The sequence below is a fragment of the Allobosea sp. CER48 genome, from assembly GCF_044752385.1.
Taxonomy (GTDB): Bacteria; Pseudomonadota; Alphaproteobacteria; order Rhizobiales; family Beijerinckiaceae; genus Allobosea.
Window position 1 is genome coordinate 1 of record NZ_JBIWYK010000142.1, and the last position, 7,165, is coordinate 7,165.

Sequence of the window (7,165 nt, forward strand, 5' to 3'; positions counted from 1 at the left end):
AATGTGGGCGCCTGGAGCATTGCGTCCGCCAGAAGCCGGCCTGACACCGGCCCCAGCGTGAAGCCGTGATGCGCGTGGCCGAACGCGAACCACAGGCCGCGATGCTTAGGCGCCGGGCCGATGATCGGCAGCATGTCCGGCAGGCAAGGGCGTGCACCGCGCCAGGGCTCGGCATCGAGGCGCCGGCCAAGCGGCATCAACTGCCGGGCGATGCGTTCCGCCTGGTCCAGTTGCCAGGAATCCGATGGCTCGTCGCGTCCGGCAAGTTCGATCCCCGTCGTCAGGCGGACGCCGCGCTGCATCCGTGTCAGCACGAAACCGGCCTGCGCATCGCATAATGGATGATGCGGCCCTGCCTCGTCGGCGCCTTCATAGTGCATGTGGTAGCCACGCTTGAAGCCTACCGGGAAGCTGTAGCCGAAGCGCCTGCAGAAGTCGTTCGACCATGGCCCGAGCGCCACGACCACCTCCGACGCCCTCCATTCGAGGCCGTCGGCCTCCAGGCGCCATTCTCCCTCCTGGTGATGCAAGTCGGCGGCATCGGCGGCCTTCAGAGCGCCACCGCGCGCAACGAAAAGCGCGGCATAGGCACGCGTCACCGCACCTGGATCGCTGACGGTGACGGGATCCCGCCAATGCACTGCGCCGGCAATGGCTGTGGTGCGCAAGCCCGGTTCGCGGCGATGGAGTTCATTCTGGTCAAGGAGGTCGTAAGCCAGACCGTATGACGCCAGTTCGGCCGCGCCGCGGGTTGCCTGCGCCAGGCCGCTCCGCGTGCGGTAGAGTTCGATCCAGCCCCCTGCCCGCATCAGCGGCCCGGTGCCGGCGGCCTTCGTCCAGCGCTGGTGTTCCTCGATGCTGCGCTCGATCAGCGGCAGGATGGCACGGCCGAGCCTGTCCAGGCGCTGCGGAGCCGAGTTCCACCAATAGCGCGCGAGCCAGGGCGCCATCCGCAGCAGCGTGGCCGGCCGGTAGCGCACTGCGATCGAGCGGTTGGAGGCGAAGCTGGCGAGTGTCGCGAGATCGCGCGGAAACGCATAGGGCACGACGGAGGAGCGCTCGATCAGGCCGGCGTTGCCATGGCTCGTCTCGGCGCCCGGCTCGCCGCGATCCACGAGCAGGACGCGCCGTCCGCGTTCCTGCAGGTGCAGCGCCGCGCTGACGCCGACGATGCCAGCGCCGAGCACGATCACATCGGCCTGTCGTGTCGCGGTCGCCATCGTCGGTGGAATCCATCCTCGTCCGCCCGAAGCAGGGCGTAGCGGAACCGAGCCTCAAGCGGATCAGTTTTGCAAGAAAATAAAAATCGTTTGACAGCATGAAAGAAAAATTTCTTGATCACCACAGCGCGGGAGAGCCCATGTCGCAGACGCTTCGCCAGAGATTGCAGGCTTGCCTCGCGCACGGCTCCAAGGCCGACAAGGCGCTGGCGAGCTATATGCTGGCGCAGATGCCGAGCCTGCCCTTCGAGACGGCGGCAAGCCTGGCCGAGAAGGTCTCGCTCAGCGAGCCGACCGTGGGGCGCTTCTGCCGCACGCTCGGGTACAAGAGCCTGAAGGACCTCAAGGGCAGCCTCGCCGAGGAGATCGGCGACAAGCCCTGGCTGATCAGCGATCGCCTGCGCGATTTCCAGCAGCGCAGCCTCGCTGGCGACGACCAGTTGGCCCGCAGCCTCCAGCTCGAGATCGCCGGTCTCGTCCGCGTCTACGAACTCGCGCAGAGCGAGGAGTGGAAGCGCGTCGCCCGCAGGCTGGCGACGGCGTCCTCCGTTCATGTCACGGGCTTCCAGACCGAGCGCGGCCTCGCCCAGTATCTCGCCAATCAGCTGCAGTATCTGCGCGAGGGCGTGCATCTCGCCGATCTCGCGGCGGGCAACTTCTCGGATCTGCTCCTGTCGGGGGAGAGCGACCGCTGCCTCGTGATCTTCGAGGCGCGCCGCTATTCGCGCATGGCCAAGGTGCTGGCCGAACAGGCGAAGGCAGCGGGCATCCCGACCACGCTCGTCACCGACTCCTTCTGTGACTGGGGGCGCGGGCTCGTCGACGAGATGCTGGTCGTCTCGACCGAATTCAACCTCTTCTGGGACTCGACCGCCCAGATGGCGAGCCTGAGCAACCTGCTGATCAACGCTGTCTTCGTCGAGCTCGGCCCGAAGGTCGAAGCGCGGCTGAACCGGATGGCCGAGCTCTACGGCCGCTTCACCGGCCATGTCGGGGATAGTTCCGGCCCGCTCGACTGACGGCCGCGATGGAAACCTTTCGCAACATCTCGAAACAAAGGGGAAGCGGGATGAAGACGATGATGAAGGGGAGCATTCTGGCGCTGGGCCTGTCGGCGCTCGCCGCCGGCACGGCGCTGGCGCAGGAGGCCACGTTCGTGATGACCGCCCGCCTCGTCGGCGCGCCGACCTACAACCCGATCAAGGCGACGAAGCTCAACACCGCTACGACCCTGATCTACGACCGGCTGGTGGTGCAGGATGCCGACCAGAGCTTCCACGGCCAGCTGGCGACGTCATGGGAATCCAGCGCGGACGGCATGCTCTGGACCTTCAAGCTGAAACCGGGCGTCAAGTTCCATAACGGCGAGCCGTTCAACGCCAAGACCATCGAATGGTGGGTGCCGCAGTTCAAGGGCACGGAGAACGCCTTCACCGTCGAGGCGATCGACAAGGTCGAGCTGGTCGACGACCTGACCGTGCGCTTCCACATGAAGCATCCCGATCCGAACCTGCTGTTCAACCTCGCCAGCTCGTTCATGTGCGTGCCTGAGCCGAAATCCTACGAGGCGCTCGGCGACAAGTTCGGCGTGACCGAGGCGATCGGCACCGGCCCGTACAAGATGCAGCAGTTCACGGTCGGCCAGCAGACCGTGCTCGCCCGCAACGACGACTACAAATGGGCCTCCGACCTCTCGAAGAACCAGGGGCCCGCCAAGTTCAAGAAGCTGACCTTCCGCGAGATCGGCGAGGAATCGACCGCCTATCTCGAACTGAAGACGGGCGGCGCCGATGTGCTCGTCAACGTTCCCACCGACTTCCTGCCGCGCATCCAGGCCGACAAGGCGGTGAAGCTCGTGACCATCCCCGGCAACGAGGTGGTCTACATGCCGATCAACACCAGCGTCGAGCCGTTCACCGATATCAAGGTGCGCGAGGCGACCGCCTTCGCCGTCAACCAGAAGGAAATCCTGACCAGCCTCTATGGCGGAAATGGCGAGACCGCCGACACGTTCCTGATCTCCTCGCTCAAGGAGTCGCAGGTCGATCCCAAATACAAGATCGCCTACGATCCCGAACGCTCGAAGAAGGTGTTCGACGCGGCCGGCTGGAAGCCGGGGCCGGACGGCATTCGCGTCAAGGACGGCAAGCGCCTCGAAGTGAAGCTCTGGGCCCAGAACGGCACCGAGTTCAAGCGCCTCGCCGAGATCGTCCAGGCCCAGCTCAAGGCGGTCGGGATGCAGGCCGACATCAGCATCGTCGATGCCGGTTCGATCAATGCGCAGTATCGCAAGAAGACCGACCACCAGCTCGCTGTCCGTGCCTATCAATGGACCAATGCCGACATCGTCGACTGGTTCTTCGCGGCCAAGCGCGCGGGCTATCCCAACGTCTCGATGTTCAACGATCCGGAGGCGGAGAAGCTCAACGACATCGCGATGAACAAGTCGAAGACCTGGGACGAGCGCGTCGCGAACTTCACGAAGTACCATGAATACGTGCTGTCGCAGTACCCGTTCGCGCCGATCTACCAGCCGGTGCAGAGCCTCGCCTATGGCAAGCGCGTGGTGATGCCGGAGAAGATCCGCGGGATCGGCTTCTCCAGCCAGTCGATGATCGACATCGCGCCGGCGAACTGAGCCGACGCGCGGGAGAGAGCCCTTGCTGCGCTTCACGATCCGGCGCCTCGCCATGCTGGTGCCGGTCTTCTTCGCCGTCTCGCTGGTGATCTTCATGATCATCCACCTCGTGCCGGGCGACCCGCTGGAGCATCTGATCCAGGTCGGCTCCTCGCCCGAGCAGCGGGCACAGATGATCGCGCGCTACGGGCTGGATCAGCCGCTGCTGGTCCAGTACGGGCGCTGGCTCGCCAAGATCGCGAGCGGCGATCTCGGCGACGCCATCGTGATGCGCCAGCCGGTCTCGCAGCTCATCGCCGAGAACCTGCCTCACAGCCTCGCGCTCGGCGGTACGGCTCTGCTCTTCTCCACGACGGTCGGGATCGTCACCGGCGTGCTCGCGGCCTCCTTCCGCGACAGCCTGTTCGACCGGGCGGTGATGGGTTTCATCCTGCTCGGCTCGACGCTGCCGAGCTTCTGGCTGGCGCTGCTGATGATCCTGATGTTCGCGGTGCAGTTCGAGTGGTTCCCGGTCTCGGGCGCGCGGACATGGGATGCGCTGGTGCTGCCCGCACTGACCATCGGCATTGGCGGCACGGCGCTAATCGCCCGCGTCACCCGCGCGGCGATGGTCGAAATCTCGCAGCGGGATTTCGTGCGCGTGCTGCAGGCCAAGGGCGTGCCGTTCTGGCGTATCCAGCTTCGCCACATCCTGCAGCAGGCAATGCTGCCGGTGATGACCATCCTCGGCCTGCGCATCGGCTGGATTCTGGGTGGCGCGGTCACCGTCGAATATGTCTTCGCCCGGCCGGGGCTCGGCTCGCTGCTGATCACCGGGCTCGGCCAGCGGGACTACCCGCTGGTGCAGGGCTGCCTGTTGATGCTGGCGATCGCCGTGATGCTCGGCACGCTCATCGGCGATCTCGCCCAGGCGGCGCTCGATCCGCGCCTGCGTGAAGCCATGGGTGCGCGATGACAGGTGCCCGATGAGCCGCTCGTCCCTCGCTGGCCGTATCGCCCGGTCGCCGCGCGGCGCCATCTGCGCGCTGTTGCTGCTCGCCCTGGTCCTGTGCGCGATCTTCGCGCCCTGGATCGCGCCCTATGACTATGCCGCCCAGAAGCTCTCCATGGCCAACACGCCGCCCTCGGCCGCGCATTGGCTCGGCACCGACGAGTTCGGGCGAGACCTTCTCTCGCGCATCATCCAGGGCGCGCGCACCTCGCTCAGCGTCAGCGTGCTCTCGATCGCGCTCTCGGTGCTGGCGGGCGCGACGCTCGGCGCCGCAGCCGGCTATTTCGGCGGCATCTTCGACCGGGTCGTGACCGTCATCGTCGACCTGACCTGGTCGTTCCCGGAAATCCTGCTGGCGCTGATCCTGATCGCGATCCTCGGGCCGGGCCTGCATTCGACGGCGATCGCCATCGCCATCGCGTATCTCGCCCAGTTCACCCGCCTGACGCGGGCCCAGGTAATGGCGCTGAAGGGCGAACTCTTCGTCGATGCGGCGGTAACCGCGGGTGCCCGGCCGGCGCGCGTGCTCTTCCTGCATCTCCTGCCCAATGCGATGACGCCCGTCATCGTGGCCGGCATGCTGGCGACGGGCGATGCCATCGTGCTGGAAGCGACACTCGGCTTCTTCGGGCTGGGCGCCCAGCCGCCCGTCCCGAGCTGGGGGGCGATGATGAGCTCCGGCACCGCGCAGATCTTCATAGCGCCGTGGATCATCGTCTTCCCCGGCCTCGTCATCGCCGCTGCGGTGATCGCCATCAACCTGTTCGGCGACGCACTGATCGAGGCGCTCGATATCCGCCGGCCGCTGCGCGACGGCTGATCTCACGAAATTCCGCGAAAGCAGCAGAGGAACGTCATGAGCTTCACCGTCCTGACCGCCGAGTTCTCGCATGAGAGCAACACCTTCAGCCGCTGCCCGGCCGATTATGCCGCCTTCACCGATCGCGGCATCCGGCTCGGAGAGGATGCGATCGCGGCGCGCGGCGAAGCGAATACGCCGATCGCCGGCTTCCTCGATATCGGCCGCCCAGCCGGGTGGAGTGTCATCCACGCGATCAGCGCGGCGGCCCAGCCCTCCGGCCCGGTGACGCGCGACGCCTTCGACCGCATCGCGGGCGTGATCGTCGAGGCTGCGAAGGCCAACGCCGGCAGGATCGACGGGGTCCTGCTCGGCCTGCACGGCGCCATGGTCACGGAATTCTGCGAGGATGGCGAAGGCGAGCTGCTGGAAAGGGTCCGCGCCGTGCTCGGGCCTGACGTGCCGATCGGCATCACGCTCGATCCCCATGCCAACGTCACCCGCAAGATGACCGATCTCGCCAATATCGTCGTCTCCTACAAGACGTACCCCCATGTCGACGTGCGCGAGACCGGCAAGCTCGCGGCGGGCATCATGCAGCGTGCGATGAAGGGCGAGATCAGGCCGATAACGCTGCGGGCCGCGCGGCCGATGCTGGAGGAGGTCAATGGCGGACGCACCGATATCGGCCCGATGGTCGAGCGCATCGCCAAGGCCAGGGCTTACGAGGAGGAGCCGGGCGTCTTCGCCGTCAGCGTCGATGGTGGCTTCGGCAATGCGGATATCGAGGAAGTCGGACCGACAGTGCTCGTGACCTGCGAGGGCGAACACGAGAAGCATCAGGCCTTCGCCGAGGCGATGGTCGAGGATATGTGGCAGCGCCGTTTCGAGATCGTCACGCCGTTCCTCTCGGTCGAGGACGCGGTCGGCGAGGCCAAGACCTATGTCGCGACATCCGGCCCGCTGATCATAGCCGACTATGCCGACAACCCCGGCGGCGGGGGCTATGGCGATGCCACCGGCCTGCTCGCGGGCATGATCGCGGCCGATCTCAAGGACGCCTGCTTCGGCCCGATGGTCGATCCGGAGGTGGCCGCCGAACTGCGCAAGGGCAAGCCGGGCACGACGGTTTCGGTCAGGCTCGGCGGCAAGGTCGATCCCGAGATCGGCGGTGGTCCGCTCGAGCTCACCGGTACTCTCGTCAGCGTCAGCGACGGCGATTATACCGGCGACGGCCCGATGATGGGCGGCCTGCAGGCCAGTTGGGGGGCCTGCGCCGTGCTGCGCGTCGGCGATGTCGAGATCCTCGTCACCACCATTCGCGCCCAGATGAACGATCTCCAGCAGTTCCGCGCCTTCGGCATCGACCCGGCGGCGAAGCGCGTGGTCGGGCTGAAATCGATGCAGCATTTCCGCGCCGCATTCGAGCCGATCGCCGGCAAGGTGATCGTTTGCGACAGCGGGGCGCTTTGCACACCGGACCTGACGAAACTGCCCTATCGCCGCGTTCGCCGACC

6 protein-coding genes are annotated in these 7,165 nt (G+C 66.4%); 5 read left to right on the forward strand and 1 reads right to left on the reverse strand.

Annotated features, from left to right (window positions below; translation table 11 throughout):
• The coding region (locus tag ACIPIA_RS07545) for an NAD(P)/FAD-dependent oxidoreductase (protein WP_400508172.1) at positions 1 to 1,220 on the reverse strand (1,220 nt) is incomplete at its 3' end.
• A gap of 140 nt (positions 1,221 to 1,360) precedes the next feature.
• Here ACIPIA_RS07545 and ACIPIA_RS07550 point away from each other — a divergent pair.
• The 5 genes from ACIPIA_RS07550 to ACIPIA_RS07570 all read left to right on the forward strand — a co-directional run.
• Positions 1,361 to 2,239 (forward strand): MurR/RpiR family transcriptional regulator, encoded by an 879-nt coding sequence (locus ACIPIA_RS07550; RefSeq protein WP_400508174.1) that lies wholly within the window; start codon positions 1,361 to 1,363, stop codon positions 2,237 to 2,239.
• A gap of 59 nt (positions 2,240 to 2,298) precedes the next feature.
• The gene (locus ACIPIA_RS07555; protein ID WP_400508175.1) at positions 2,299 to 3,858 is read left to right on the forward strand and encodes an ABC transporter substrate-binding protein; all 1,560 of its coding nucleotides are present in this window, start codon (positions 2,299 to 2,301) and stop codon (positions 3,856 to 3,858) included.
• 22 nt (positions 3,859 to 3,880) lie between these two features.
• Complete coding sequence (locus tag ACIPIA_RS07560) at positions 3,881 to 4,813, forward strand: ABC transporter permease (RefSeq protein WP_400508177.1); 933 nt, start codon at positions 3,881 to 3,883, stop codon at positions 4,811 to 4,813.
• Between the two features lie 10 nt (positions 4,814 to 4,823).
• Positions 4,824 to 5,669: an ABC transporter permease gene (locus ACIPIA_RS07565; protein WP_400508179.1), complete on the forward strand. Its 846-nt coding sequence runs from the start codon at positions 4,824 to 4,826 to the stop codon at positions 5,667 to 5,669.
• A 36-nt stretch (positions 5,670 to 5,705) separates the two neighbouring features.
• On the forward strand, positions 5,706 to 7,165 hold a 1,460-nt coding region (locus tag ACIPIA_RS07570), incomplete at its 3' end, for a M81 family metallopeptidase (protein ID WP_400508181.1).

What these genes read in the sequence shown, in the direction of transcription:
- ACIPIA_RS07555 (WP_400508175.1), top strand. Translation starts at nt 2,299, where the DNA reads ATGATGAAGGGGAGCATTCTGGCGCTGGGCCTGTCGGCGCTCGCCGCC.
- ACIPIA_RS07565 (WP_400508179.1), top strand. Translation starts at nt 4,824, where the DNA reads ATGAGCCGCTCGTCCCTCGCTGGCCGTATCGCCCGGTCGCCGCGCGGC.
- ACIPIA_RS07550 (WP_400508174.1), top strand. Translation starts at nt 1,361, where the DNA reads ATGTCGCAGACGCTTCGCCAGAGATTGCAGGCTTGCCTCGCGCACGGC.